Source organism: Streptomyces sp. NBC_00328 (genome assembly GCF_036139655.1).
In the GTDB taxonomy this organism is placed as follows: Bacteria; Actinomycetota; Actinomycetes; order Streptomycetales; family Streptomycetaceae; genus Streptomyces.
Genome location: NZ_CP108013.1, coordinates 456,980 through 483,848 on the forward strand (window position 1 = coordinate 456,980; position 26,869 = coordinate 483,848).

Sequence of the window (26,869 nt, forward strand, 5' to 3'; positions counted from 1 at the left end):
TGGACTGTGGATGTCCTCCGTGCCGGGGCGCGGAGGTGCCGGCAGGTCTTCGGACTCGGGTTCGTCCGGACGGGGCGCCTTCCCGGTCTCCCAGTGGCTCGCGTGCCCCGCCCGTTCCCCTCACCGCTGCGCGTCAGTTCCGGATTCGCACCGGATTCCCTGGCCTCGGATGAGGCTCAACTGGCCTGATGAGGCTATCAAGCTCGTCGTACCGTCAGTTCGTGCGTTCGGTCACTGGGTACGAGGTAAGGGACGAACGTGCTGATGTTCTGGTCGATCCGCAGAGGACCGGCCGAGGGGCGGTACGGCGCGCTGGGGGCAGTCGACGCGTTCGCAGACCCGGCAGCCCAGGCCGATGGGGGTGGCGGCGGAGGCGTTGGTGAGGTCGATGCCGTCGGAGTGGACGCGAATATTTCCCGTACACGATGCTGCTGCCTTCACATCTGACAGTCTCTCCGGTGACGTTGGAGGAAGCGTCGCTGTCACCACGCCGCCCAACGGTGTAAGGGCAATGCTCGCGTCATCCGATGAACTCGGATGAGGCACCACGGGGTCACCCCCGGGGCCAGAGCCTCTGGCAGCGCTCGTACTCTTCGTTCACTCACATCAATTCAGACACAGCGAAGAGACGACGGAATCGATGATCGGCAGCATCGTGGCCCTCGCGGTGGCCCCCTTGGCCATGGCCGGGCTCGCTCGATGGGCGGCGGCAAGGAGGCGGCATGGCCTGGCAGCGGGCCGGGCCGTTCACCTCCGCTGCCGACTCGACGGCCGCAAGGGCCGACTGCTGGCCGACCCGCGCCTCGGCGGACCCGTCTTCCTCGACCGCTCCGGCAGTGCCACTGCCCTGCCGCGCGGCGGCGAGGCCCTGGACGCGACGGTCACCACCACGGGCCAGGGCGCCTTCGAGAAGGTCGGCCTGCGCTACCGGACACCCGACGGCCAGGTGTTGCGGCTGGGCCTGGGCACACACGACGCGCGGACGCTCGGTGCCTGGCTGAGCGAACAGGCCCGTCCGACCCTCGCACCCGCCCGCCGGCCGCTGTTGCCGACCGCGCCGCTATGGGCGGTGCTGGCGCTCGTGGCGTCGCTGTTCGTGGGCTTGGCCGCAGCGGACTTCGCCCTGCTCGGGAAACACACCTCCGCCGAGGTCGTCCGTCCGAACCGGGCCGAGGACGGCTGCATCGTCAGCTGGGACGGCGGTTCGCAGCATACGACCGTGGACTGCGACACGGCAGACGTCCGTCCCGGCGATCACGTCCCGATCATCGCGCTGCCCTGGCCCTTCCTGGGTGAGGCCATAGATACGCGGACCTCCTTGATCGTGGTCGCCGTCCTCGGCGGCGGCCCCGGTCTGCTCGGCCTTGGCGGTGCCCTGGTCATCAGCCCGTTGGCCTGCGCCCGACGCGTCCGGAGGGCGCGCCGAGCCAGCCCCGCGATCACCTCGCAGGCGGCCGCGAGCGACAAGGAGGAGGACGAGGAGAGCGAGGACGGGTGGACCACCCTCGAGGACGACCTGAACTACGCGAGCCTCGCCGCCGCGGCCCGTCACGGCGATCGCCACGCTCCGGGTGCCCGGGTGACCGCGCCGCGCCGCGGCTTCGGCCGTACGTCCGTGTCTCCGCGCGTCTGGGTGCTGACCACCCTCCTCGGCACCGGCGCCTGGTGCTTCCTGCTGCTCTCCTGCGCCGCCGTCCTCGACGACCCCTTGGACCTGGGGCACCGGCGCTTCCTCGTCTTCGGAACGGTCGCCATCGTCTCCCTCGCCCGGCTCGGCTGGTTCATCGTGGATCGGTCCGCCCTCTGCGGCCCGGTACTGCGTGCCGCCCGTTCCGCGGCCGGGGACGACGCATGGCAGCCCATGCGCTACGTCCGGCTGCGCCGGAATCCCGGAGAGCTGGTGCTGGTCCTGTTCCGCCCGGACGGCGGAGACGTGGCGACCCCGGTGCTCCTCCAGCGAATCTCACGATCCCGCGGCAGTGAGCGCCGCACGGTCGGGGGCCCTGCTCCGGTCGGCGACGCCCTGGTGCACGACACCGGCGTGGGCCCGCTGATATGCGAGATCGACGGCGTCCGCTACCTCCCCAGGGGCCGTGCCGTCGAGACCGCTGCCGACCCCGCACTCACGCGCGCCGAACTGCGCAACCTCGCCGAGAGCCACATCCGACCGGTCGACCGACGCTAGATCAGGCGATTTTGACGATCGTGCCCGCGCCTTCGAGCGCAGTCACCTCGCCGGGGGGTGCCGTGGTGTCCGTGACGAGGGTCTGCAGGAGTGTGGAGGGACCTACGTGGGCGAAGGCGGTACGGCCGAGCTTGCCGCCGTCCGTGGCGACGATGGTGCGGCGGGCGGAGGCGATTCCGGTCTTCTTCACCGCGGCGTCGTCGAGATCGTAGGCGGTCAGGCCGTCTGCCGCGCTCAGTCCACAGCAGCCGATCACGGCGGTGTCGAAGCGCAGGGCCGCGAGTGAGGCGAGGGTGAGGGGGCCGGTGAGGGCTCCTTCGGCGGCGCGCGGCTGTCCGCCGGGCACCACCAGTGTGGCCGGGCCGGGTGTCTCGCCGAGCAGGTGGATGGCCTGCAGGGACAGGGGCATCACGGTGACGGGCCGTTCGCGCAGGAGGCGGGCGACCTCCAGACAGGTGGTACCGCTGTCCAGCAGGACGCTCTCACCGTCGGCGATGAGGGCGGAGACTTCGGCGGCGATCCGGCGCTTGACGTCGAGCGCCTCGTGCGCGCGCAACGCGAACGGGGGCTCCTCACCCCTGAGCAGCAGGCTGCGCGCCCCGCCTCGGACGCGTTCGAGAACGCCCTGCGCGGCCAGGGTGTCGAGGTCACGCCGGATGGTCATCTCGGACGCGTTGGTCAGCTCCGCGAGTTCCTGGACCGTGGCGCCGCCGGAGTCCCTCACAGCCTTCGCGATCAGCCCGTGCCGGTCTGCGTTGCTCATAACGGGATTGAACACCATCAGAAAACAAACATGCAAGATGTTCATTACCGCACTTTTCAAACACATCATCTGTTCGTTACGGTACGCGACATGGAACGTTCGCTTCGAGCCGCCCGTGCGGCGACCTATGTCTACTTCGTCCTGTGCGGCACCCTGATGGGCGCCTGGGTGGTGCACATTCCCGCCGCCGAGGAGCGCGTGGGCATCAGCCACGCGACGCTGGGCGGACTGCTGGTGCTGCTCGGGCTCGGGGCCTTCACCGGGATGCAGGTGGCTGGGCCGCTGACCGATCGCTTCGGCGCGCGCGTCGTGGTGCCCACCGGCGGCGTGCTGTGCGGCGCGGCCCTGGTGCTCCCCGGTCTTGCCCACGATCCGTGGACGCTGGCCGGAGCACTGCTGGTCTTCGGGTTCTGCAACGGCTGGCTGGACGTGAGCATGAACGCGCACGCCGTGCACGTGGAGAAGGCGTACGGCCGGCCCGTCATGTCAGGTTTCCACGCCACCTTCTCTGTCGGCGGCGTCATCGCCGCGCTCGTCGGGGCGGGTGCCGCGACCGCCGGTCTGGAACCGGTCGCGAGCATGGCCGTCATGGGAGCCGTGGGCGTCGTGATCGCTCTGGCGTCGGCACGCGCCCTGCTGCCGCGCTCCCCCGCCGTTGCCGGTCCCGGCTTCATGGAAGACCCCGAGGTGGCACCGACCGTCACACGGCGCGCGGCCGGGGGGCGCGTCTGGCTCCTCGCCGTGCTGGCGCTGATGGTCATGCTGTGCGAAGGCGCCGCCAACGACTGGAGCGCTCTGCACCTGAAGGATGTCCTCGGTGCGTCCGCCGGCACGGCTGCCTTCGCGTACGGCACCTTCGCGGCGGCCATGACCATCGGCCGGCTCGTCGCCGACCGCCTCGTCGCCCGGTTCGGTTCCGTGGCGATCCTGCGCCACGGCGCGGCCATGGCCGCCGCCGGCATCACGCTCGTGGCTCTCGGCCCGTGGATGTGGGCAGCGTTCACCGGCTGGGCGCTGTTCGGCCTGGGCCTGTCCGGCACCGTCCCGCAACTGTTCAGCGCGGCCGGGCACACCGATCCCGCGGCCGCCGGTGCCAACGTCTCCCGCGTCGCCGGGCTCGGCTACGTCGGCATGCTCGCCGGTCCCGCCGTCATCGGCTGGCTGACCCACCTCGTCGCCCTGAACCACGCATTCGTCCTGCTGACCCTGCTGTGTGTGACCACCGCTGCGGCCGCCGGGATCCTGCGCACCGGGTCCGGCCGCACGCGCCGGTACGAGACGGCACCGAGCGGCCACTGACCGCCGGCGCGGCACGCTCCCAGAGCCCGTGCCGCACAAGGCCCTCTCATCGGTCGGGCTCGCTTCTTCGGGCGAGATACTGGAGTCGCCGTTCGTGCACGCCGGGCAGCCAGTCCCAGTCGTACGTAGCCGACGGGCCGACCCGCGGGTCCTCGAGCAGCCTCGGTGCGGCGAGGTAGTTCTCGATCGGGTCAGCGGTGTCGTTCAGGTCGAGCATCGCGGATCTGGACCCGGCGGAGTTCCCGATGCTCTGGGCCCTGACGCCGTACGGGGATGCCGTCTTCAACCAGCGACAGGCGCCGCTGCCGGCGGAGCTCGACCGGCTTCCTGTTCACCTGGGCGGCGACTGCGTCGGGCAGGCCCGCGAGCTGTGCCAGATCGTCGAGCGCGGGCCGCACCGGTATCTGTGGCTCACCGGTGACTGACCGCGGTCGGTCACCGATCTGCTCCTCTGCCGCCGCTGGTCTCGGATGCGGGACGCCCCGACGGGTCCGGCCTTCGAGGGCCGATGAGAAGCCGCCGCGGGCTGCGACGCGGGTGGTCAGGAGGGCGGCATAGGCTGCTCCGTCCAGACTGTCTTGCCGTCGTGGGTGTAGCGGGTGCCCCACCGCTCCGTGAGCTGCGCGACCAGGAAGAGCCCGCGTCCGCCCTCGTCCGTGCTGAGCGCCCTTCGGAGGTGAGGGGACGTGTGGCTGGCGTCGGACACCTCACAGGTCAGACAGTGTGTACGGATGAGGCGCAGGGTGACAGGGCCGTCCGCGTACCGGTAGGCGTTGGTGACGAGCTCGCTGGCGACCAGCTCGGTGGTGAAGGCCATTTCCGACAGCCCCCATTCGGCCAGTTTCGCCGTGGTCAGCTCCCTGGCGCGGGCAGCGGCGGTCGCTTCCAGAGGCAGGTGCCAGGTGGCGAAGTTCTCCGGCGGCAGTACCCGGGTACGGGCCATGAGCAGCGCGATGTCGTCGGTCGGGCGGCGGTCCGCGGGCACCAGCGCTTCGACCACCCCGTCGCACATGCGCTCCAGAGCGTCGGCACCGTGGGCGAGACATTCCTCCAGGTTCTCCAGCGCGACATCGATGTCGCCGTCGCGCGCCTCCAGGAGGCCGTCGGTGTAGAGCGTGAGCAGGCTGCCCTCAGGGAGGTCGAGGTCGTACATCTCGAACGGCAGACCACCCAGGCCGAGCGGTGGACCCGCGGGCAGGTCGAGCATGGTCACCCGGCCGTCCGGCGTGGACAGCAAGGGTGCCGGGTGGCCGGCGCGTGCCAGGGAGCAGTGCCGGGAGACGGGATCGTAGACCGCGTAGACGCACGTGGCCCCGACCACCTGCTCGATCGCCGACTGGTTGCCCTCGGCGTTCGTCTCCAGCTCGGAGGCCAGCAGACTGACCAGATCGTCCAGCCGGGCCACCACCTCGTCCGGTTCCAGGTCGAGGCTGGCCAGGGTGCGCACGGCGGCGCGCAGGCGCCCCATCGACGCCGCGGCGTGGATTCCGTGGCCGACCACGTCTCCCACGACGAGGGCGACTCGGGCCCCTGACAACGGGATCACGTCGAACCAGTCACCACCGATGCCCGGTTCACCGCTCGCCGGCAGGTACCGGCAGGCCACCTCTACGGCCGGCAGGTCGGACACCGTGCCCGGCAGCAGACTGCGCTGCAGAGTCAGAGCGGCGCTCTGTTGCTGGGTGAAGCGGCGCGCGTTGTCGATACAGACGGCCGCACGCGAGGAAAACTCATGGGCCACCGCGGCATCGTCGTCCTCGAAAGGCTCCGAATGGCGCACTCGCCACAGACTCACTACGCCCAGTACCAGGCCGCGTGCCATCAGGGGCACCGCGATCAGGGAATGAACGCCGAGACCCACCACGACCTCGATCCGCCGCCGGTCCATGGCGTACCACTCGGGGCGGAGGGACAGCACCCGTTCGAGAACCGGGCGACGCTCGGCCAGGCACCGCGCCTGTGGAGACTCCGGAAGGAGCGGGACCACCTCGCCCTCCTGGAACGGGACCCGTGGTTCCGGGGGCGAAAGGGCCACTCGCAGTAGTGCGCCTGCCATGTCCGAGGGCAGTTCGTCACCGAGTGCCACCGGCTTCAGGAGGTCCACCGAGCAGTAGTCGGCCAGGCCGGAGACGGCCACCTCGGCCAGCTCCCGGGCCGTCTGCGTCACGTCCAGTGAGGTTCCGATCCGGGCGCTCGCCTCGTTCAGCAGAGTGAGTCTGCGGCGGGCCCGGTAGCGCTGGGTCACGTCCTCGATCGTCTCCGCCACGCCGAGAACCCGGCCCGAGGGGTCTTCCATCCGGAACGCGGAGACGGACACCATCCGTTCCTGCCCCGGAGCATGGCGTGTGCGCGCCGACTGCTCCGTGAAGATCAACGGCTCGCCGGTCTCCAGGACGTGGCGTACCCGTTCCTCGGCCGGTCCCGCGTCCTCGTCGACCAGGAATTCACCGGAACTACGACCCACCGGCGCCTCGGCCGTGATGCCGCTGGCCTTTTCGATCGCGCGGTTGACCCGAATCACCTTCCTGTCCGGGCCGTGGATGGCCAGACCGATCGGGGACCGGCGGTACAGGCCGTCCAGCAGCGCACGGTCCCGCTGCCAGGCAACGATTTCCGTGGCAGGAGCACCGACCAGGAACCACTCTTGACGATCTCCGTCGCGGGTGATCGCGCGGGCCCGGAAACCCATCTCCACACGCCGTCCGTCGTGGTGCCGGACGGGCAGGACTCCGAACCAGCCCCCTGCTCTCATGGCGTCCACGACGACGGACCGCGCGACAGGCAGGTCGCGGGCGTCGACCAGGAGGTCCCGCCAGGCCCGTCCGATCACTTCCTTGGCGCGGTAGCCCAGCAGCTCCTGCGCGCGTGCGCTCCAGCCGACCACTGCGCCGTGATCGTCGAGCACGGCCGAAGCGGCATGCCCCAGGGCGAACGGATCCTCCGGACTCTCACTGAAATGCATCGAAGGCGTCCCCATAACCACCACTCTGTCTCCGTGACTCCGATGTTCCTCCTCCCGGTCTCCGTCCGCGACTCTCCCGTTCCTCTCGGCTCGGTGGTTCGACAGGAGTGACACGGCGGCGCTCAGCGCGTGCAGGCAAGCGACTGCGGGGAAGGAGGTGGTCACGGCTCGGGACCACTTCGTCACGGAGGCCGCCGAAGGCGAGGAGCTGTGCGGTCTCGCGCTCGTGGCATCGGCACAGAGGCAGGCTGTGTCCGGCCCGCTTCGCGTTACCGTCGCGCCATGTCCAAGACCGATATAGACGCAGTGACCGCAGAGTTCTTCGGCGCCTTCGACAACCGGGACGGCAAGGCTGCCGACGTGGACCGGATCAGCCGACTGGTTCTCCCGGACGGTGTGATCGTCAAGACCGGCCCGGAGTTCACCGTCTACACCGTGGACGAGTTCGTCGAGCCCCGCCGGCAACTGCTGACCGACGGCCGCCTGGTCGAGTTCTCCGAGTGGGAGACCTCCGAACGGACAGAGATCGCGGGCGATATCGCTTCGCGGTTCAGCGAGTACAGCAAGTCCGGGATCTTGGACGGCCGGCGGTTCGAGGGAGTGGGTGCGAAGACCATCCAGTTCGTCCGCACGTCACAGGGCTGGCGGATCACGGCGGTCGCCTGGTACGACGAGCCCTGACCCCCGGCACGGATCTCGTAGCGGCCCACCCGCACAGGTCGATGACGTCCCTCGGGCCTTGTGCCGGACCCGGTGGCGACGGTCGGTGCTGGTTGCCGGCAGGCCTCGGGGTCACCGGCTCGCCGCATGGCTTCCCCACCGTGCAGACCAAGCAGGCGCACGTGCCGCGATGAAGTAGCACCTTTTCACTTGACGGACCATCAGAACGTTTACACCGAGCCCCCTTTGTCGAACCGCGCCGGCGGTGGCACGCTCGTCGCCGAGCGCGCTTCCGCCGGCTCCCGGGCGGGACCGGCGGAAGCGCGTGGAAGAGGGCAGTCCGCGCCGTCCCCGTACGGACGCAACGTCAATGCCCTGAGGCGGTCGGAAGGGGTACGGGCGACGCGGCCCCGAGCGACGGCGGCCCGGCGTCGCCGGGTGGCGCCGCAGTACGACATCCCGCGCGGACCACCGTCACAGCGCCGCTTGCACCCCGTCCACCGCGTGCCCGTCATGCCACACTGCGGTCATGCCTGACGGCCACGCCTCCACGACTGCGCATTCCCGGCCGGATCCACCCCGTGTGGCCTGGCGCAGGCAGATGCGCGAGCGGGTCGTCGCCGAAGCAAGATCGCTGGCCGCCGAAGACGGCTGGGACCGTGTGCGGGTGGCTGACCTTGCCCTGCGGGCCGACGTATCACGCCCGTCGCTCTACAAGGAATTCGGCGACCGGGCGGGGATCGGCCCGCGCCCTGGTGGAGCACGAGACGGACGCGTTCCTCGTCGGCCTCACCGCGATACTCCGTCCGAGCCCCGGGTGTCCGGCCCGGGGCTTCGGTCGGTTCGGCCGGGGCGGGTCAGGCGGTCGCCTCCGCGGGGGCCAGGTCCTGGGTCTCCTGCCGTACGACTCGCCGGCGCCGGGACGGCATGCCCACCGTCGGATTGGCGACGCCCCACGCCGCGCCCTTGCAGATCAGCTCCTTGTAGAGGGCGGCCACACGGCCCGTCAGGGCGCGGTCGACCGCTCGGTCGTCGGCGGTGACGAACTGGATCAGGCCCTCCCTGCGGCCGAGGGAGACACACTGCTGGTAGTAGCGGATGGAGACCTGGGGGACCTTGGTGCCGGTGAGGCGGGCCGCGATGGCGTCGGCGGCCTGCCAGGCCATGGGGACGCCCGAGGCGCAGGACATGCGGAGGGGCTTGTCGTGGGGGCCGATGGCCAGCGCGGCGTCACCGACGGCGTACACATCGGGGTGGGAGACCGAGCGCATCGTGCTGTCGACCACGATCTGGCCGCGGTCGGTGACCTCCAGGGTGGTGGCCCGGGCTATCGGGTGGACGGCGAAACCGGTGGTCCAGACGGTGACCGCGGCGGGAACGGTCCGTCCGTCGGCGGTCGTCACGCCGTCCGCCGTCACGGCGGTGACCGCCGCGTGCTCGTGAACCTCGATGCCGAGCCGGTCGGTCACCTTCCGCAGGTGAGCGCGGCCCTTCTCCGAGAGCCAGTCGCCGAGGGCGCCGTGCGCGGCCAGGGAGACGTTGAGGTCCGGGCGGGCCTCGGCGATCTCGGTCGCGGCCTCCAGGCCGGTCAGGCCGCCGCCCACGACGGCCACGGGCATGCCGGCGTCCAGCGCGGCGAGGCGGTCGCGGAGGCGGCGGGCGCCCGGGCGGCTGGCCAGCTCGTCGGCGTGTACGGCGGTGCCGGGGACGTCTCCGTCGTTCCAGCCGCTGCCGAGGGCGTAGACCAGGGTGTCGTAGGCGAGCTCGGCCGGGCCGTCGGCGCCGGTGACGGAGACCGTCCTGCGGTCCGCGTCCACGGCGGTTACCTTGGCCGGCTTCAGCTCCACACCCGTGCCGGCGAACATCTCGCTGAACGGCCGGGGCTTGAGGTCCTGGCCCGTGGCGACCTGGTGCATCCGGACACGCTCGACGAAGTCGGGCTCCGGGTTGACGAGGGTGATGGTGACGTCCTCGCGGTGCAGCCTCTTGGCGAGGCGGCCGGCGGCGGTGGCTCCGGTGTAGCCGGCTCCGAGGACGACGATGCGGTGCTGCATGTCCGTGCTCCTGTCTGGGCGGGTCCGCCGTTGTCCGGCGTGGTGTCGCCCCTTGAACCGGGCAGCCCGGCGTTTCCTGACAGGATCGGAATGTGACCTGCGCCACATCATGTCAGAGCGTGTAGAGCGGTCCCTCCCCGTGGTCCGTGGCGGCCCACTGCCGGGTCGCGCGGACGAGTTTGTCGGGGTTGACCTGGCTCCGGACGGCCACGATGCCGTCCGCGGTGACCTCCAGGCAGGTGATCCCGACGACCCTGCCGTCCACGACGGCGACGATCGCGGGTCCGCCGTTGGCGGTTGTGGCGTACATGTCGGGCGCGCCGCCGATGTACTTCCGCTTGGCGTCGCTGGGCTTGAAGAGACCGCGCAGGAAGGTGGCGACCGCGTGCGCGCCCTCGAACGCCTTCGCGCGGGCCGGGATCTTGCCGCCGCCGTCGCCGACCGAGACGGCGTCCTGGGTGAGCAGGCGGATGAGGGGGTCGGTGCGGCCGCTGGTCGCCGCCGCCAGGAACTCCTCGACGATCCGTCGTGCGGCGTCCTCGTCGACCTCGGTGCGCGCCTTCCCCTCGGCGACGTGCTTCTTGGCCCGGTGGTGGATCTGCTGACCGGCCGCCTCGGTGATGTCCAGGATCTCGGCGATCTCCCGGTGCGGGTAGTCGAAGGCCTCCCGCAGGACGTACACCGCCCGCTCCTTGGGCGACAGGCGCTCCAGCAGGACGAGGACGGCGTACGACACGGACTCGCGCTGCTCGGCGGTGTCGGCGGGGCCGAGCATCGCGTCTCCGGCGAGCAGCGGCTCGGGGAGCCACCGTCCCACATACGTCTCGCGCCGCGCGCGGGCCGAAGTCAGCTGGTTGAGGCAGAGGTTGGTGAGGACCTTGGTCAGCCAGGCCTCGGGCACCTCGATCCGGCCGATGTCGGCGGCCTGCCAGCGCAGGAACGTCTCCTGTACGGCGTCCTCCGCCTCGCCCGACGAGCCGAGCAGCCGGTAGGCGATGGCCTCCAGCCGGGGCCTGGCGGCCTCGAATCGGTCCACGTCACTCATGCTCAGGGCCATGCCTGCGATCTTAGGCGCCTCGGCGCCGGATCGGCAGGGCGGCCCTCCGCCTGACAACGACGGAGGTCTACGGGCTCGTTGGCGGACCGAGCCGCCGCCGGGCGACCGGGGCCGGGCCCGCACCGCACCGCAGCACTGCCAGGACGATCACCGCGGTCTTCCCGGGCGGCAGGATCCGCCACCTGGACCGGATCACTTTCAGGTGGCGTCGCAGCAGATCGGCGAGGTGGTTGACGGTGCGCGTGGACAGCGGCAGGCGGCACTGGCAGACAAGCGAGCAGGTGCTCTCGGCGTGCTTATTGGTTTTCGTCACACATTCCAACGGCAGCCGGGGCACCCCGGTTACGTTTGGCGATTCGTGAGGATCCCGGGGTTGCGTGACACGGCCCCTGATGATCAAGGTGTCTGCCCATGGGCGGGGAGCGCGAGAGGGGGCAAGACAGGGCGCCGCTCCGCAATACCGATTCCGGTGTCAGTTTGCGGGCGGGATTTGCGTGCGGTCTCGCACGATGATCTTGCCGGTGTTCTGGCCGTGCAGCATTCCCAGGAACGCGTCCACGATGTGCTCGAACCCGTCAACGACCGTCTCGTCCAGAGCAAGCCGGCCGCTCTGCAGATGCGGTACCGCAAATTCGTACAACTCGTCCTGCATGTCACGGTAGTTGCTGACCAAAAAGCCCTCCATGCGGATGCTCTTCTCCACGATGTCCGCGTGGTTGAAGCGTGGCGGCGACGCGTCGGGGTCGTTGTACTGGCTGATCGTGCCGATGCGGACGATGCGTCCGAACTCGCGCAACGCTCCCACCGCCGCGGCCAGTTGCTGGCCGCCGACGTTGTCGACGAACACGTCGATGCCGTCCGGCGCGGCCTTGCCGAGCAGATCGGCGGCGGGCCCCTCGTGGTAGTCGAAGACGGCGTCATAGCCGACCTCCCGCGTGAGATGGCCGGCCTTCGCCGCCGAACCCGTACTGCCCACGAGCCGTCCGGCGCCGAGCAGCCGGGCGAACCGCCCGGTCGCGGTGCCGACCCCGCCCGCGGCGGCCGACACGAGCAGGTCCTCGCCCTCCTGGAGCCGGGCGATCCGGGTCAGGCCCACATAGGCGGTCAGACCGGTGCCGCCGAGGATGCTCAGGTACGCGGTCAGGGGCACCCCGTCGAAGCGGGGCAGCTGCCGGATCTCCTCGGGCGTGACCACTGCGTGCGTGCGCCAGCCCTGCCTGTGGAACACGATCTCGCCCTCGGGCAGCCGAGGCGTGCGCGAGGCGATGACCCGCCCGATGGTGCGCCCCTCCAGCGGTGCGCCGAGCACGAAGCCGCCGGGCACGTCGTCCATCATCTCGCGGTGGTAAGGGTCGACGGACCAGTAGAGGTTTTCCACGAGCGCGCTGCCGGCTGCGGGTTCGGGAAGCGTGGACTCGACGAAGACGAAGTGCTCGGCGGTGGGGAAGCCATGGGGGCGGGCGGTCTGGTGCACGGTGAGCGTGGTCTCGTTCATGACCGGACCGTAGGGCGGGAATGCGCCTGGTGGGGAGCCGGTTGGGCTCATGTGACACCCCGTTCCATGAGCAGTTCTCATACGTTGAGGTGAGCACCCCATGGCCCGCACGACCGACTCCGATCTCGCCCCGCACGAACTGCGCGTCCTGGTGGCGGCCGCGGACACCGGCGGCTTCTCGGCCGCGGCCGGGACACTCGGTCTGACGCAGTCCGCGGTCTCCCACTCGGTTCGCGGCAGCGAGCGCAAGATCGGTGCCGTCCTCTTCGAACGCGGCCGCACCGGTGCCCGCCCCACGCCTGCCGGAGAGAAGGCCGTCGCGCACGCCCGCCACATCCTGCGCCTGCTGGACGTCCTGACCGCTGAGGCGCGCGGTGCGGCCCGGCCCGACGCTGCGGAAGGGACGCTACGGATCGCGGCCTTCCGCAGCGCGGCTCTGCACCTGCTGCCGCCCGTGCTCGAGCGGCTGCGCGCCCGGCATCCCACGATCGAGCCGCGGGTGCGGATCGTACGCGAGGTGGGGCGCGGCACCGCCGGCGAAGTGGCAGACGGGAAAGCCGACATAGCCATCGCCACACTGGGCGGTGCCGCGCCGCTTCCACCGGGACTGGTCGCGAACGAACTCTTCGAGGAGCCGTACGCCCTGGTGCACGCGCCCGGTCACGCCGTACCGCGCTCGCTGCCGCTGGTCGACTGGGCCGAGAACTGCGGCTCGTACACCCGCGGCTGGTGGGCCGCACAGGACTGGATCCCGAAGGCCACCGTCGAGGCCGAGGACGACGGAGCGGTGCTCTCTTTGGTGAGCGGAGGCCACGGAATGGCGATCATGCCCGCGCTCTCTCTGGACGGAGCACCGGCCTCGGTCCTTATCACTGATCTCGGCCCCAACCGTCCGACACGCCAGGTCGGCTATGTCACCACCTCTGAACTGGCCAGATCCGCCGTCGTGCGCGCCTTGGTGAGGGAACTGCGAGCCACACTCCCCCATGATGTGAGCCTGCTCAGCTCCGAGGCCTGATCCGGTCGAGCACGTGACCCACGTGTGGCTGCCGGCGGTCGACGACGGCGGCCAGGTTGGCCGGCCGGTCGAAGTGACCCGGACGAACGCGAGATTGCGGAATACGGCCACGGCCCTGGTGCTGTACGGCTATTGGACGGCCCCTCCCCCGTGGCCCCGGATCGCAGGTCAGCGTGGGTCCGCCCGGGGAATCAAGCCGAGCAACCCCGACGGGCCCGCAGCATGACCATCCCCTGCCGGCAGAACCGGGCTTTCATCTTCGATTCCGACCTTTTTCCACGCGTCGGACGCGGTCTCCTTCCGCCCTGGCTACGAGAACCTCCGCGTCAACGTGACCATGCTCTACGGCGACCGCGGGGCGGAGGCCCACCATCCCCGGCTGTCAGGACCCGGAACTACCGGCGTCAGACCGGCCTGGCGGTCGGCGGCGTTCACCCGTGCGGGTAGGAAAAGTGCCCCTGCACGGGTGTCACACGGTGGCAGGCAGCACGAGGCCCGGTCAGTTCGTGACGTGGAACTCGTTGCCGGCGGCGTCGAGCAACTCGCCCGGTTCCCCCTCGCGTTGGGTGACCTCCAGCCGCAGCCTGTTCCTTCCCGCCTTCGGCGCCGCGGGCGGTCCCATCACCAGCGAGACCGTGCTGGTGGGCCGCCGACGCAGCCGGACGCCCCAGTCGTGGTGCTCGACCGCGTGCCAGTCGGCCTGGGACTGCCAGAAGGCCGCCTGCGCGAAGCGGTCTTCCCCGGCGACGTCGAGGCAGATCGCGACGAGGCCGGAGTCGGCGAGCACGCCGGGGTGGCCAGGACGCAGCACGCAGAACTCGTTGCCCTCCGGATCGGCCAGCACGTCCCACGGAACGTCCCCCTGGCCGATGTCGGCCCGCGTCGCACCGAGTGCGAGCAGGCGTACCACCTCGGCTTCCCAGTCGGGTCCCCCGGCCAGGTCGAGGTGGAGTCGATTCTTGGGCGATGCCTTCGGGATCGCGGTCGGCACGAAGCGCAGTCGCAGGCCGCCCGTCCGGCCCTTCGTAGCGTCCAGCCAGAAGCGGTCCATGCGCGCGGCATCCAGCGCGTCGATCACGATCCCCGTCAGCAACCCGTTTCCCCCAAGCCGTCGAACCCCTCAGCTCCCCATTGTCTCCGCCGCTGTCGGCCGCTACGAGCTGGAACGCGGCGAGGTGTCCGCCGCTCCCTCGGGCCGGTGAGGGGGGAGGTCCGACGCGAAGGCGAGGATGTCGCCGACCGCATCGCGCAGGCTGCCGAAGTGGCGGTGCACGCCGTTCTCCGCTTCGGCGGTGTTGACGCCCCACACCGTCATCCCGGCACGCAGGCCGGACTGCACCCCGGAGGGGGCGTCCTCGATGACCAGGCATTCCTCCGGTCTGGCCCCGAGTCGCGCGGCAGCCTGCAGATACGGCACCGGCGACGGCTTCCCTTCCGCCACGACGGCCGCGTCCACCAAGACCTCAGGCACCGGCAGACCGGTCCGCGTGAAGCGCCCACGTACCCGGTGCTCGTAGTTCGAGGTCACCAACGCCCAAGCCCCGGGCCTCAGAGCACTCAGCAACTCCAAGGCGCCGTCGAAGGCCGCATAGGTGCCGGAGCGAACGTCTTCGTCCTCCAGCTCGTGGAGCACGGCCAGGCACTCTCGGGGGTCCCTGTCCGACGCGACCTGTGCGAAGGTCTCCATGGGCCTCGTCCGCAGCGCCACTCGGTGAACCTCGTCGGGGTCCAGTCCGTAACGCTCTGCCCATGTCCGCCAGACCAGGCGCTGGTTCTCCACGGCATCGATCAACGTGCCGTCGACATCGAACAGGACATACCTCGCCGCTCCGGGACGACCGGGTTCACTGATCACGCGTCGATCATGCCATCAGGCGCTCGGCCACATCACAGCGTGTTTGAGTGCACCACTCTCGTCACGCGACTGTCGTGCGGCTCGTCGCAGTACGGCCACGGCTCGTCGGCGGGCCACAGGAGCGGTCCGCCGACGGAGCTGTCGTGCACGGCCGGCGACCCGGGCCGCGGGTGCAGCCGGGTCGCCGTGCGCGCCGGCGGGGCCGGTCGAGGAAAGAGCGCGGTGACGTCGAACGGCCGCGGTGGGACCGGCCGGTCAGCGGCCTCAGCCGGTAGGGCGTGCACCGGGCTGGTGGGGTCAGGCGGGAATCCGTACCGTCTCCACCCAGCTCGGGGGCTGCGGTGCCGTGGAGCCGATCAGGGCCGCGATGACCCGGCAGGGCGGATTCTCCTCGGGCCAGGGGGTGATGCCGTCGGTGAGGACCACGACGATGTTCGGGCGGTCCGGTGTCGCGAGCGCCGCCTCGATGCCGACGCGCATGTCCGTGCCGCCACCGCCGCCCAGGGTGATCTGCTCGGTGGCCGCCACCCGGGACACGGCCTGTACATCGGCGTCGCACGCCAGGACGGTCACGCGGTTGCCCCGTACACCCACCTCACGCAGGACACCCGTCACCTCCGCGAGTGCGGCGGCCAGTTCGGCGTCGCCCATCGAACCGGAGGTGTCGATGACCACGGCCACCCTCGGCAGCGGGCGGCGCAGACTCGGCAGGACGACGCCGCGCAGGGCCGGAGTGCGGCGCGAAGGGCGGCGATAGGTGTAGTCGACGGCTCCGCCCGCCCAGGCCGCTGCTTCCCGGACCGCGCCGGACAGCGCCTGCCGCCAGTCCACCGTGGGTTCCAGGATCTGCTCGGCCCAGCGTTGCCAGCCCCCGGGCAGGGTGCCGCGAGTGCGCTGGTGGGCGCGCATCGCGTCAGCGGTCTGCCGCCGCAGTGCCTGTGCCTCGATCTCCCCGATCCGTGCCGACCCGGCATTCCCCGGCAGCTCCCAGGGCCCGGGCCGGCCGTGGGCGCCCGATCCGCAGTCCGGCGTACGCACCTGCGGCGGCAGCCTGTCGACGTACACCTCGAACAGCTGGCCCTCGGGAAGGCCGAACAGGCGGGGTTCCATGCGCCCCTCGGGCAGCCGGAGACCGTCGGCGAGCAGATCGTCGTTGATCTCGCAGTCCTGGGCGACGTTGACGCGGTGCCCGTCGCGCTGGACGGCGGCGGGGAGCCGGTCCGCCCGGCCGTGGTGGTCGCGCAGCAGGTGCGCCACCTCGTGCACCCACACGCCGGCGAGCTCGGGCACCGCTGTCGCCTCGACGAAGGCAGGGGACACGTAGCAGCGCCAGTGCCGGTCCACCCCCATCGTGGGCACCTGCGTGCTCGGCACCACGGTCAGGGAGTACAACGCGGCCGCCAGATACGGCCGGTCGCTCGCCGCCCGGTAGCGGGCGGCGAGCAGTTTGGTCATGTCCAGGGCCCCGCGGGGGTCTTCCGTGGTGCCCGCGCCCTTCACCGGCCGCCGCCGGGCAGCGCCCCCGACATCTGCAGCAGGTCCAGGAACCCGTCGATGCCGGGCGGTACGGGCCAGTCGAGGTGCCGCATCATCGCGAGGTCGGTGGCGGCCCGGGCGGCCACGTCCGGTACGCCCGCGTCCACGGCCTTCGCCAGCACGGTCCAGCCCGCCTCCCACCGGGGCCGGGTGAGGTCGCTCTGGATGGCGGCGACCACCGCGATGAGGAACGCCAGTTGCCGGTCGCCACGTTCGGGCAGGGCGAAGGCGTCCGGGTCGGCGAGGACGCGGTCGGGGTCGGGCAGGTCGAGGTGTTCGAGGTAGGACAGCAGCTCGAGGCCCGCGCCGTCCCCGACGGCACCGGTCAGCGCGGCGGCCAGCGCCTCCCGGCCGGCGCCGGCCGCGTACGCGGTGGCGAGCAGCTTGAGCGCCATCTCCCAGGTCCGAGGGGACGGCCAGGACCGGCCGCGGCTCTCGGCGTCGCCGGGGATGTGGTGGACCAGGCCGGGCCGGGCCGTCAGGAAGCCGGAGATCGCGCCGCGCGCCCGCGCGACGGCGCCGGGCACCTTGGCGGCGCCGACGACGGGCACGGTCACCTCCGGCCAGGTGCCGGCCATGCCGCGGGCGACGGTCCGGGGGTCGTGGGTCCATTCGAGGTGGACGAACCGGTTGGCGAGCGGTGGGCTGAGATGCCAGCCGTCGGCCGCGCTGGAGGGCGGGTTGGCGGCGGCGACGATGCGTACCGCCTCCGGCAGGACCAGGCTGCCCACCCGTCGTTCGAGCACCACGCGCAGCAGGGCCGCCTGCACGGCGGGCGGCGCGGAGGAGAGTTCGTCGAAGAAGAGCAGACCCTGTCCGGCTCGCGCGAGGCGGACCGCCCAGTCCGGCGGGGCCATCGGGACGCCGGTGGTGGCCGGGTCGTCACCGACGATGGGCAGTCCGGCGAAGTCGGAGGGTTCGTGCACGCTGGCGATGACCGTCTCCAGCGGCAGGCCGAGCCCGGCGGCGAGCTGTTCCAGCGCCGCCGACTTGCCGATTCCGGGTTCTCCCCACAGCAGCACGGGCTGATTGGCCGTCACGGCGAGTGCGAGCGCCTCGAGTTGAGGGTTCGCGGCGGCTTCGGTGCGGTGCGTACGCAGCCTGCGGTTGAGGTCGTCCGCGGCCGTCAGCGGGCCGGACGGCGCGGTGGGGGCGGTCACACCGGTGTTCAAAGGGACAGCCTCTCCTCGGCGCCGCCTTCTTCGACGGACTCTTCACCGGGCTCGTCGGCGAACTCGTCACCATGCTCATCGCCGGGCTCGTCACCAGGCTCATCGGCAAACTTGTCGCCAGGCTCGGGGGCGAACTCGTCACCCGGCTCATCACCGGGATCGTCGGCGAGCTCTTCGCCGGGGTCGTCATCGGGCTCGAAATCGTCGTCGGGCTCGTCGCCGTAGCGCTCCGCCTGCTCCTCCATCCATTCGTCCCACCACTCGGCGCCTATGCCGGGGTGCTCCGCCTGGACGCGCTTCCGGAGGAAGGCCAGGTCGTGCCGCTTGTAGCGGCGGACGATCTGGGCCAGTGACAGATCGGACTCGTCGACCGCGTCGAGCCGTGCCCCGGCGGCGACGAGCGCCTCCACCAGCGCCTTCGAACCGAGGTCGTTGACCGCCACGTACAGCGGTGTGCGTTCCCGCCGGTCGCGGGCCTCAAGGTCGAGTCCCTCCGCCAGCAGCCGCGGCAGGAGCGGCTCGTGGTCGAGGAGGTTCAGCAGGTGCAGCAGGCTGCGGCCTCTGGGATCCCGTACGCGCGGGTCGACACCGGAGTCGAGAAGTTCCAGCACGCCGGGGGTGTCGCCGTGCTGGACGCGCAGGAACAGTTCGTTGCGCTGAGCCCGCAGCGCCTTCGGCAGGCGGCCCTCGCCGGAGGTCCACGTCTGCTCCATCGCGAAGCATCCGGCGACGGCACCGCCGAAGGCGCGCAGGGCGCGCTCGCGCTGTTGTTCCTCGTCGCTGTGCGGCATGGTCAGCAGGCCGCCGGGGCTGAAGGCCACCTCGTGCCATTCCCCGCGGCACCTGATCCGCACCGGTTCGGGGAGCGTCGGGCCCGGCGGGCCGGCCGGGGCCGCCGGGACGGGGAGGGCGGGGAACAGTGCCTCGCGGACGAGCGGATGAAGGTGCTCCGCCGCGAGGCCACGGGCGCGCATGAGGTCGAGGTCGGGGAGCCTGCGCCACAGGGCCTCGGCAAGCAGGGGATGGCCCTTGACCTCGTCCCGGTCGACGGTTCGCATCAGCAGCCCGCCGGACTCCGCGGGCTCCAGCAGGATGTGGGTCCGCCAGTGCGCGGCGATGACGAAGCGGTCGCCGACGCCTTCGGCGATCTGCCGGCGGATCTCCGGCTCCAGGCGGGTATGGTCGAGCGCGATCCCGCCCAGGAGCTCCGCGAGGGCCACCAACCGGCGCGAGTTCTGCGGGCGGGTCAGGTCCGCCTCGATGCCGGCGGCGGCGAGGGCGGCCTGTGTCTCGCCTTTCTGGTGCAGCAGTGTGGCCCACTCGGCCAGCGCCGCCGGGTCCCCCGCTCCGGGATCGGCCGTGGGCAGTTCGTCCGTGCCGCGCGGGGTGGCGTCGGCGCGGAAGAACGGCGGCCGGTCCGCACCGCCGCCGCAGCGTTCGAGCAGTTCGGCGGTGTGCCGTGTGTCCCACAGGTGCCGCGCGGACCGCCAGTCCTCGGTGCCCGGCCCGAAGACTCCCGCGGCCCGCTCGTTCTCGACCGTGCCGAACCGCAGGGCGATCCGCTGCGGTCCCTCGATCATCGCGGGCGTGGTGATGTGCAGGTACGGCGTGGTCAGGCGGTTCTCGTCGGCCGCCTTCGGGCGGTAGCGCGCCAGGACGACCGTCCGGTCCGTGGCGAGCGTGGTCCGCCCGCCGAGCAGGCGTGGCAGATGCCAGCGCAGCAGGTCGGGGGCGAAGTGACGGAGGTCGTCCTCCAGGGCCGTGGCGACGTCGTCGCCGCAGTGGTCGGCCACCTCGGACAGCTCGAAGGTGATGTCGACGTTGGCCGCCGCGCAGGCTCCGCGCCAGTCACCTGCCAGCCGGGACGCGGTCGCGCGTTCGATCATCCAGCGGGGCACGGCGTACCGGCGGATCCGGCGCCGGCTCGACGCCTCGTCCGCGGGGAAGCAGCGGAGTTCGCCACGAGAGCTCAACGGTAGACGCTCCCTATCGCGCGCAGGTCGGGGTGCGCCCTGCCGACGGGGCGCAGGCGCCGGGTGAAGGACCGTTTCACCTTGCGGGGCAGGCCGGGTCCCAGGCCGACGTACTCCAGGGGCGTGTCGTCGGGGACGGCCGCCAGCAGGGTCTTCGCGCCCCGTCCGGTCAGACCGGTGTGGCACAACTCGAGTCGGCGCAGCGGGCTGCCGGGCAGGGCGGCGGCCAGCGCGTGGGCGCCTTCGTCGCCGGTGGTGTTGGCCGGGGCGCCGAGGCTGCGTTCCGACATCGGCCGGCCCAGGTCGAGCGCCTCGATGCCGCCGAGGGAGTCGGCGAGGGCCCGGGCACCGGTGGGGCCGATGCCGTTGCCGCCCAGACCGAGGCGTACGGGCCGCGCGGGATCGGCGGCCGCGGCGAGGATCGCGGCGCCCTCGTCCCCGAGGTGGTTCGCGGGGAGGTACAGCTCGCGCACGCCCGCGTCACGGATCAGCGCCGCCAGGAGCGGGGCGGCCTCGGCGGTCAGACCGTTGCCGCCGAGGAAGAGTCGTTCCACCGGGCTGGGCCGGTTGGTGAGGGTCTCGCACAGGGCTCGCAGACCGTCGGTGGTCAGACCGGTGTTGACCAGGTCGAGGGTACGCAGCGTGGTGTTGCTGCGGAGCATCGCGGCGAGGGCACGGGCACCGTGGTCGCCCACCGGGTTGCGCTTGAGCCACAGGGCGTGGACGGTGGCGTCCGTGGTCAGCGCGTCGGTGAGCGCGGTGACGCCGTCGGGGCCGATGCGGTTGCAGCCGAGGTAGAGCGTGTGCAGGCCATGGCCGTCGGCGAGTGCGTCGGCGACCGTGCGGGCTCCCTCGTCGCCGATGGCGTTGGTGCCGAGCAGGATGTGCGCGGCGTGCGGGGAGGCCGCGGCCACGGGCATCAGCCGGGCGGCGCCGCCCGCTCCGAGTCCCTGCTTGCACAGGTCGACACGTCCGTCCGCACGCACGGTGCCGAGCGGGAACGCCTCGTCGGCCTCGACCGGCAGGGCGGACCGCAGCCGGGCCAGCAACGGCTCCAGCGCGGCGGGTTCGCTGATCGGGATGTCGGGGTGCTCGATCGCGGGGCAGCGTACGGGCGTCGGCTGCGTCATCACCACTCCACCGGTCCATTGCCGGTGCCCGGCGCGCCGAGGGCGGCATCCATCGCCCTCCGCCCGCCAGGGTGAACCGACGCCAATCGACTTCCTCCACGACAAGGGTGGCAAGGCCGGCCGGATTCGAACCGACGTCCTCCAGCTCGATGCTTGGGCGCGACGACCTCTGCGCTACAGCCTTGCCGCGGTGATCATAACCACACTCGGGTCCGCGTTCGAACCCGGTTGGGCACATCGGAGACCGGACGACCCGGTCGAGGAGGTCCGTTGGCACTCCGGACGGCCTCACGGATTCTCACCGACCGCTTCTCCGCTCTTCGCTGTCCACGCGAAGCCGGTCCCGGCCGTTCCGATGGCCGGGCTACGATCCGGACTCGATCTCCGGACTGGATACTGTCGGAACTGCCGTCGAGCTGGGGGAACATGACATGACCGTCGCCAGGATTCTGAGACCCGCCCTCGCCGCCGCTCTCCTGGCATCGGCCACCGCCTGCGGAGCGTCCTCCGGGCCGGACGCGTCGTCGGGCACAGCGGCCGGCCCGGCCGCCGTCAACACGCGCGGTTCGGCACTCCCCCAGCCCGTCAGCGCCGTCATGCCCGATGTCATCGGCGGCAATGCCGGGCGCGCGTTCGAGCAGATGGGCTCCGAACTCGACATGACGTTCAAGGACGCGAGCGGACGGGGTCGTTCGGTGGACGATCCGGCCGCGTGGAAGATCTGCGGCTCCCAGCCGGGCCCGAACCAGCAGATCACCGATTTCCCGGTGGTCTTCGAGGTGATGGAGGTTTCGGAGAGCTGTCAGGACGCGACGCCGAACTGACGGGTGCCCGAGGCCTCACGTGGTCGCCGGTCCGAGGGGCTGGATGACTCGGTCGTCGCCCGGCATGCCGGCCGGCTCGATCGCACGGCCGTCCTGGCGGGACTCAGCGGTGGCCGAGGCGGGTACTTGCATCCGCACGGCCGTCTTGGCGGACTCCGCGGTGGGCGAGGCGGGTACCTTCGTCGGTGTGCCCGAGAAGACTAAGCACGCCTTCCGCGACCCGTACCCGGCCCGGACGCACACCCGGTTCACGCCCATGACCGGATCGCGGTGATCACGCCCGCAGAACCGTCCACGGATCCGTCCGCGGCCCCGGCCTCGTCGACCGACCGTTCCCGGGAGCCGACCGCCGGGCGGAGGCGGGCATCGGTGGCCGGTACCCTGATCGCCGCGTTCGGCGGCTTCGCCAGCTTCAACGTGACGCTCTCCGCGATGCCCGCGTACGCCGTCCGGTCCGGCGCCGGACCGTCGGGGGCCGGAGTACTCACCGCCACCCTGATGGCGGCCACCCTGGTCGTCCAGCCGTTCACACCGCGGCTCTTCGCCCGGCTCGGACGCCGGTACTCCCTCGCCCTCAGCGGTGTACTGCTCGCGCTGCCCTGCCTGTTGCTGCCCGCCGCCACGACGATGTCCATGCTGGCCGGCCTCGCCGCGGTACGCGGGCTGGGGTTCGGCGTCTTCGTCGTCGCCGGCGTCACCTTCACCGCCGAGCTGTTCCCGCCCGGCAGACGCGGGCGAGCCATCGGCTGGTACGGCGCGGTGGTCGGAGTCGCCGGAGTCCTGGGGGCTCCCCTGGGCATCGCCCTGGCCCGTCAGGAGGCGTACGGGCTCGCCTTCGCCCTGGCGGCGGGCACGGCCGCCCTGGTCGTGGCCGGCTCGTTCGGCCTTCGCCGGGGAACGGAGCCGGCCCACCGGGAAAGACCGAAGTCCGGCCGCTCATGGGCCCTGCGCGGGACGTGGCGATCGCTGCGCCCCATGACCGGCCCGTTGTTCGTGGAGGTCGCCTCCACCACCGCCTACGGCGTCGTCTTCACGTTTCTGCCGCTCACCGCCTCGGCCGCTCCCGAGGCGCTCCTTGCCGCGCAGGCCTCCACCGTGCTCGCCCGGCTCGGCGCCGGGTGGCTCATCGACCGCCACGGTGGCCGCCGGGTGCTCGTACCCGCCGTCGTGGTCACCGCTCTCGGCACTGCCGCGGGTGCGGCCTCTCACGAGACGGCACTGCTGCTGATCGGTACCGCCCTGTTCGGAGCGGGCTTCGGCGCCGTCCAGAGCGCCACCCTGGTGCTCGTCATGGAGGCGGCCGACGACAGCCCCGCCGGTCTCGGCGTCGCCGGGGTCGCCTGGAACGTCGCCTTCGACGGCGGTACGGGAGTCGGTTCGCTCGCGGGCGGTCCGCTGCTCTCCGTGGGCGGCCCGTCCCTCCTCTTCCCGGCGACGGCGGCCGTCCTGTCCGTATTCCTTCTCGTCGACTTCCTCACGGTACGCCCGCGGCATTCGAAGAATGGCGACACGGCGCGCGAAGCCTGACACCCCGCCTGTGGCCGTACATTCGGATCCTCGAAGGCCTTGGTGTCAACCACCCGTCCACTGAGCACAGTTGCTAGTGTTGGGGGCATGCGGATAGGCGTGAATGTTCCCAACTTCGGGCCCGGCACGAACCCGGATGTCCTGGCCCGCTGGGCCAAAACCGTGGAAGGCCTCGGGTTCGACCTGTTGATGCTCTCCGACCATGTGGCGATCACCTCGGACGTCGCCAAACAATATCCCGCTCCATTTTATGAACCTGTCACAACTCTCGCCTGGCTGGCTGGAATTACGACCAGGATCAAACTGGGTACGACCGTCCTCATCGCCCCCTACCGACACCCCTTGTTGGTCGCCCGCATGGCGGCCAACCTGCACCAACTCAGCGGCGGCCGGCTGATCCTCGGCGTCGGGGTCGGGTGGGCCCGGGAAGAGTTCGAGGCACTGGGCGTCCCCTTCGAGCGACGCGGCGCTCTCACCGACGAACTCTTGCGGACCATACGGGCGGCATGGGAGAACGAAGCCGATTACGGATGCGGACAGGTTCCGATCTGGGTCGGCGGAAACAGCGACGCCGCAATGCGCCGGGCCGTACGTTTTGCGTCTCCGTGGCATCCGCTGCGGTTCACGATGCCTTGGTTCAGAGAGGCCCTGAACCGACTGAACAGTATTTCAGCCGATCTCGGCAAGCCGGTCCCCGAGTTGGTGCCACGCACATTCCTCCGGATCACGGAGAAGCCGATCGACCACCCGGATCGCCGGGCGGGCGAAGGCACCATCGAGCAAATTCTCGAGGACATCGAGGAATTGCGTCGCGCGGGTGCCGAGACCGTACTGCTCGATCCCTACCACGGCGATCCGAACGAGACCTTGCGGCCCGAGGTGGCGTGGCAGGCACTGGCCACCGTGGCCGCCCACCGGCCGTAGCCGACACCTTCCAGAAACGGAGCAACAGTGGCCCTCAACGACCACGACCTTCCCGAGAGCGGTACCCCCCGCGCAGGCACCGTCGGCGAAGCCGAACTGCCCTACCTGCGCCGCTGCGTCGAGCTGGCGGCCGAGGCGGTGGAGGCCGGTGACTGGCCGTTCGGATCCGTGCTCGTCGACGCGGACGGCAAGATCCTGGCCGAGGAACGCAACCGTGAGTCCACCACCGGCGACCCGACCGCGCACCCGGAGTTCGAACTGGCCCGCTGGGCCGCGGCCCACCTGAGCCCCGAGGCACGAGCCACGGCGACCGTGTACACCTCGGGCGAGCACTGCCCGATGTGCGCGGCCGCGCACGGGTGGGTCGGGCTGGGACGGATCGTGTACGCGAGCTCGTCCCAGCAGGCTCGGGACTGGAAGGCGGAGTGGGGCGTGCCCATCACCTCGCCCCTGAGTCCGCTGTCCATCCAGGACGTCGTCCCCGGTCTCGAAGTGGCGGGCCCGGTTCCGGAACTCGCCGAGCAGGTGCGAGACCTGCAGTGGCGCTTCCGTACCGGGAACAGCACGACCGGCTGACCGCCGCACGAACGCCGGGCCTGGCAGCGGAAGTCCGCTGCCAGGCCCCGGTCGTTCCCACGTGTTCGTGGATCAGACCATGAACTGGTCGTACTTCGCCATGTGCTCCTGCAGTTCCTCCAGGCTGGGGTTGCGCCCGTTGGCCGTGAGGCGCCCCAGGCCGCGGAAGTAGTCCTCACGGTTGTAGATCGGGTAGAACATGATGAGCAGCGTGGCGTCCTCGTTGCCCCTGTTCGTGAACCCGTGCGGCTCGCCCTTGGGTATGTAGGCGAACGCCCCGGGCTCGCCCACCACCTTGCGGTCGCCGATGGTGAACTCGATCTCGCCCTTCACCACGTAGAACATCTCGGTGGACTGCTTGTGGATGTGCGGGCTGGCACCCCTCGCCTCCGGAGCCATGTGGTGCTCGAAGAAGCCGAACTCCCCGTCGGAGTCGGCCGTGGTGAGCTTGAGGTAGGTCCTCTTCGTGTCCCGGATGTTGACGAACTCGCCTTCGCCCGAGGGAACATACAGCGGAACGGACATTTCTCTCCTTGGATGCTGGTCAACTGTGCTGAATCGACTACGGGTTCGGCGTGCGGGGTGGTTACGTGGCCTCGGCCAGACTCGGGTCCGCCGGTGTCCTGCTGTCCGCCTGTGCCTGCGCCCACCGGCCGATGAGCGGCGCCGCCAGGCCGCAGACGGCGAACAGCGCGGCCAGGACCGCCCAGCCCGTGGTACCACTCGTCACGACCACGCTGACCAGGACCGGGGCCGCGATCTGCTGGACCGCCACGCCCAGCCAGAAGACCGAGAGGTAGACGCCTTCCTCTCCGGGCACCGCGAGCAGATAGGACCCGCCCCAGCCGCCGGCGGACTGGAACAACTCGCCGCCGGTCAGCGCGACCATGGCCAGCACCAGCACCCCCACGGCCAGGACGACCGGCAGCTTCGGCGCCGCGACGAGCAGCAGGCAGCAGACCGCGAGGCAGATCCCGGCCCGCACCAGCGCCCGCGCCGCGCCGGTGATGGTGTCGGTGTTCCGGCTGGCCCGGACCTGCAGGGCGACGGCGAGCACGGTGTTGACCGCGACCAGGGGCGAGATCAGCGCGGAGGAGACAGCGGTGTGCCCGACGATCCAGAGCGGGATCCCGATGCTGAGCAGGGTCATGTGCATGGTGAGCACCGCGTTGATGCCGGTGAACGACAGGAAGGATCCGTCGCGCAGCACCCTGACCGAGAAGCGCCGGCGCAGACTCTTCGCCGGCGCGCTGAGCACCGGCAGCCGGGCGGCCAGTGTCGCGAGCACGGCGAAGGAGGAGGCGTTCACCAGCAGGATCGCGGAGTACCCCGCCCGGCTGTCGATCAGGAGCCCGATACCGCCCAGCAGGGCGCCGACCGTGAAGCCGACGTTGCGCAGCGACCGCAGGATGGCGACCACCCTGACCCGGTCGTCGGTCGCCGTCACCTGCCCGACCAGAGCCTGTTCCATCGGCGCCGCCGCCTTGTCGACCAGGCCGAGCAGACACACCACGGTCAGGAACTGCCACAGGTTCTGGACGAACGGGTAGAGCACGAAGCAGGCGCAGCGCCACAGGCTCACCCCGACCAGCACCTTCTTCGGGCCGATCCGGTCGGCCAGGATGCCGATCGGTATCGCCGTGCCCAGGGCGATGGCGGCGGACAGCGTCAGGCCGAGACCCAGGCTGCCCTCCGACAGCCGGACCGACCTGGTGATGAACGGCACGGACACGGCCAGGAAGGCACCGGTACCCACCGCGTCGATCATCGCCATCACGGCCAGCCGGATGCCGACCGAGCCTCCGGGCATGGATCCGCGCCATCCGCGGACGCGCTGCCAGAGAACAGACATGTGTTTC

At 71.1% G+C, this 26,869-nt stretch carries 23 protein-coding genes, 1 tRNA gene, 4 pseudogenes and 1 riboswitch; of the genes and pseudogenes, 10 read left to right on the forward strand and 18 right to left on the reverse strand.

The window, feature by feature from the left end:
• Nucleotides 1–23 precede the first annotated feature (23 nt).
• A riboswitch (cobalamin riboswitch) is annotated at nucleotides 24–200 on the reverse strand.
• A pseudogene (locus tag OG485_RS01930) lies at nucleotides 198–405 on the reverse strand (short-chain fatty acyl-CoA regulator family protein); the annotation flags it as partial. Its footprint overlaps the riboswitch before it by 3 nt.
• 235 nt (nucleotides 406–640) lie before the next feature.
• Between OG485_RS01930 and OG485_RS01935 the strand changes: the two are divergent.
• A complete protein-coding gene (locus OG485_RS01935) occupies nucleotides 641–2,185 on the forward strand; it encodes a hypothetical protein (RefSeq protein ID WP_328663791.1) in 1,545 nt (514 codons plus the stop codon).
• A gap of 1 nt (nucleotide 2,186) precedes the next feature.
• On the opposite strand, the gene OG485_RS01940 is transcribed toward OG485_RS01935, so the two are convergent.
• Nucleotides 2,187–2,948, reverse strand: coding sequence for a DeoR/GlpR family DNA-binding transcription regulator (locus OG485_RS01940; protein ID WP_328663792.1), 762 nt, complete (start codon nucleotides 2,946–2,948; stop codon nucleotides 2,187–2,189).
• Nucleotides 2,949–3,038: 90 nt separating this feature from the next.
• Here OG485_RS01940 and OG485_RS01945 point away from each other — a divergent pair, with 90 nt between their 5' ends.
• Nucleotides 3,039–4,247, forward strand: a complete 1,209-nt coding sequence (locus OG485_RS01945; RefSeq protein ID WP_328663793.1) for an MFS transporter — start codon at nucleotides 3,039–3,041, stop codon at nucleotides 4,245–4,247.
• A 46-nt stretch (nucleotides 4,248–4,293) separates the two neighbouring features.
• Here OG485_RS01945 and OG485_RS01950 read toward each other — a convergent pair whose 3' ends face one another.
• On the reverse strand, nucleotides 4,294–4,464 hold the full coding sequence (locus OG485_RS01950; RefSeq protein WP_328663795.1) for a hypothetical protein: 171 nt from the start codon (nucleotides 4,462–4,464) through the stop codon (nucleotides 4,294–4,296).
• Nucleotides 4,465–4,492: 28 nt separating this feature from the next.
• Between OG485_RS01950 and OG485_RS01955 the strand changes: the two genes are divergently transcribed.
• Nucleotides 4,493–4,672, forward strand: a complete 180-nt coding sequence (locus OG485_RS01955) for a hypothetical protein (protein WP_328663798.1) — start codon at nucleotides 4,493–4,495, stop codon at nucleotides 4,670–4,672.
• A gap of 116 nt (nucleotides 4,673–4,788) precedes the next feature.
• On the opposite strand, the gene OG485_RS01960 is transcribed toward OG485_RS01955, so the two are convergent.
• Nucleotides 4,789–7,209, reverse strand: coding sequence for a SpoIIE family protein phosphatase (locus tag OG485_RS01960; RefSeq protein ID WP_328663799.1), 2,421 nt, complete (start codon nucleotides 7,207–7,209; stop codon nucleotides 4,789–4,791).
• Nucleotides 7,210–7,491: 282 nt separating this feature from the next.
• Between OG485_RS01960 and OG485_RS01965 the strand changes: the two genes are divergently transcribed.
• The gene (locus OG485_RS01965) at nucleotides 7,492–7,890 is read left to right on the forward strand and encodes a nuclear transport factor 2 family protein (RefSeq protein WP_328663801.1); all 399 of its coding nucleotides are present in this window, start codon (nucleotides 7,492–7,494) and stop codon (nucleotides 7,888–7,890) included.
• 580 nt (nucleotides 7,891–8,470) lie between these two features.
• A pseudogene (locus OG485_RS43890) lies at nucleotides 8,471–8,596 on the forward strand (TetR family transcriptional regulator); the annotation flags it as partial.
• A gap of 130 nt (nucleotides 8,597–8,726) precedes the next feature.
• On the opposite strand, the gene OG485_RS01970 reads toward OG485_RS43890, so the two are convergent.
• The 4 genes and pseudogenes from OG485_RS01970 to OG485_RS01985 all read right to left on the reverse strand — a co-directional run bounded on the left by OG485_RS01970 (nucleotide 8,727) and on the right by OG485_RS01985 (nucleotide 12,475).
• Complete coding sequence (locus tag OG485_RS01970; protein ID WP_328663804.1) at nucleotides 8,727–9,923, reverse strand: NAD(P)/FAD-dependent oxidoreductase; 1,197 nt, start codon at nucleotides 9,921–9,923, stop codon at nucleotides 8,727–8,729.
• A 112-nt stretch (nucleotides 9,924–10,035) separates the two neighbouring features.
• The gene (sigJ, locus tag OG485_RS01975; RefSeq protein ID WP_328663806.1) at nucleotides 10,036–10,980 is read right to left on the reverse strand and encodes an RNA polymerase sigma factor SigJ; all 945 of its coding nucleotides are present in this window, start codon (nucleotides 10,978–10,980) and stop codon (nucleotides 10,036–10,038) included.
• Between the two features lie 121 nt (nucleotides 10,981–11,101).
• Nucleotides 11,102–11,236, reverse strand: a pseudogene (locus OG485_RS01980) (IS5/IS1182 family transposase); the annotation flags it as partial.
• Nucleotides 11,237–11,452: 216 nt separating this feature from the next.
• Nucleotides 11,453–12,475, reverse strand: coding sequence for an NADP-dependent oxidoreductase (locus tag OG485_RS01985; protein ID WP_328663808.1), 1,023 nt, complete (start codon nucleotides 12,473–12,475; stop codon nucleotides 11,453–11,455).
• 100 nt (nucleotides 12,476–12,575) lie between these two features.
• Here OG485_RS01985 and OG485_RS01990 point away from each other — a divergent pair, with 100 nt between their 5' ends.
• On the forward strand, nucleotides 12,576–13,493 hold the full coding sequence (locus OG485_RS01990) for a LysR family transcriptional regulator (RefSeq protein WP_328663809.1): 918 nt from the start codon (nucleotides 12,576–12,578) through the stop codon (nucleotides 13,491–13,493).
• A gap of 499 nt (nucleotides 13,494–13,992) precedes the next feature.
• On the opposite strand, the gene OG485_RS01995 is transcribed toward OG485_RS01990, so the two are convergent.
• The 8 genes and pseudogenes from OG485_RS01995 to OG485_RS02030 all read right to left on the reverse strand — a co-directional run bounded on the left by OG485_RS01995 (nucleotide 13,993) and on the right by OG485_RS02030 (nucleotide 21,343).
• Nucleotides 13,993–14,586 (reverse strand): VOC family protein, encoded by a 594-nt coding sequence (locus OG485_RS01995; protein ID WP_328663811.1) that lies wholly within the window; start codon nucleotides 14,584–14,586, stop codon nucleotides 13,993–13,995.
• A 60-nt stretch (nucleotides 14,587–14,646) separates the two neighbouring features.
• Nucleotides 14,647–15,348 carry an HAD family hydrolase gene (locus OG485_RS02000; RefSeq protein ID WP_328663815.1) on the reverse strand — a complete coding sequence of 234 codons (702 nt, stop codon included), beginning with the start codon at nucleotides 15,346–15,348 and terminating at the stop codon, nucleotides 14,647–14,649.
• A 71-nt stretch (nucleotides 15,349–15,419) separates the two neighbouring features.
• Nucleotides 15,420–15,632 (reverse strand): annotated as a pseudogene (locus OG485_RS02005) (hypothetical protein); the annotation flags it as partial.
• A gap of 13 nt (nucleotides 15,633–15,645) precedes the next feature.
• A complete protein-coding gene (locus OG485_RS02010) occupies nucleotides 15,646–16,803 on the reverse strand; it encodes a vWA domain-containing protein (RefSeq protein ID WP_328663817.1) in 1,158 nt (385 codons plus the stop codon).
• A 41-nt stretch (nucleotides 16,804–16,844) separates the two neighbouring features.
• A complete protein-coding gene (locus OG485_RS02015; protein WP_328663819.1) occupies nucleotides 16,845–18,056 on the reverse strand; it encodes an AAA family ATPase in 1,212 nt (403 codons plus the stop codon).
• Nucleotides 18,053–20,029 (reverse strand): ankyrin repeat domain-containing protein, encoded by a 1,977-nt coding sequence (locus OG485_RS02020; protein WP_328663822.1) that lies wholly within the window; start codon nucleotides 20,027–20,029, stop codon nucleotides 18,053–18,055. Before OG485_RS02020 ends, OG485_RS02015 begins: the two co-directional genes overlap by 4 nt.
• Nucleotides 20,026–21,159 carry a gala protein gene (locus OG485_RS02025; protein WP_328663824.1) on the reverse strand — a complete coding sequence of 378 codons (1,134 nt, stop codon included), beginning with the start codon at nucleotides 21,157–21,159 and terminating at the stop codon, nucleotides 20,026–20,028. The genes OG485_RS02020 and OG485_RS02025 overlap by 4 nt, the downstream gene beginning before the upstream one ends.
• Nucleotides 21,160–21,267: 108 nt before the next feature.
• Nucleotides 21,268–21,343 (reverse strand) — tRNA-Arg (locus tag OG485_RS02030).
• Nucleotides 21,344–21,590: 247 nt separating this feature from the next.
• Between OG485_RS02030 and OG485_RS02035 the strand changes: the two genes are divergently transcribed.
• The 4 genes from OG485_RS02035 (at nucleotide 21,591) to OG485_RS02050 (ending at nucleotide 25,010) form a co-directional block, all read left to right on the forward strand.
• Nucleotides 21,591–21,983, forward strand: coding sequence for a hypothetical protein (locus OG485_RS02035; RefSeq protein WP_328663826.1), 393 nt, complete (start codon nucleotides 21,591–21,593; stop codon nucleotides 21,981–21,983).
• A gap of 369 nt (nucleotides 21,984–22,352) precedes the next feature.
• Entirely contained in the window at nucleotides 22,353–23,510 is a 1,158-nt protein-coding gene (locus OG485_RS02040) for an MFS transporter (protein ID WP_328663829.1), read from the forward strand.
• 87 nt (nucleotides 23,511–23,597) lie between these two features.
• A complete protein-coding gene (locus OG485_RS02045; protein ID WP_328663831.1) occupies nucleotides 23,598–24,434 on the forward strand; it encodes an LLM class flavin-dependent oxidoreductase in 837 nt (278 codons plus the stop codon).
• A 27-nt stretch (nucleotides 24,435–24,461) separates the two neighbouring features.
• Nucleotides 24,462–25,010 (forward strand): nucleoside deaminase, encoded by a 549-nt coding sequence (locus OG485_RS02050; protein ID WP_328663832.1) that lies wholly within the window; start codon nucleotides 24,462–24,464, stop codon nucleotides 25,008–25,010.
• Between the two features lie 72 nt (nucleotides 25,011–25,082).
• Here OG485_RS02050 and OG485_RS02055 read toward each other — a convergent pair whose 3' ends face one another.
• Together OG485_RS02055 and OG485_RS02060 are read right to left on the reverse strand one after the other, a co-directional pair.
• A complete protein-coding gene (locus OG485_RS02055; protein WP_328663835.1) occupies nucleotides 25,083–25,535 on the reverse strand; it encodes a cupin domain-containing protein in 453 nt (150 codons plus the stop codon).
• Nucleotides 25,536–25,596: 61 nt separating this feature from the next.
• Nucleotides 25,597–26,862 (reverse strand): MFS transporter, encoded by a 1,266-nt coding sequence (locus OG485_RS02060; RefSeq protein ID WP_328663837.1) that lies wholly within the window; start codon nucleotides 26,860–26,862, stop codon nucleotides 25,597–25,599.
• Nucleotides 26,863–26,869: the final 7 nt, after the last annotated feature.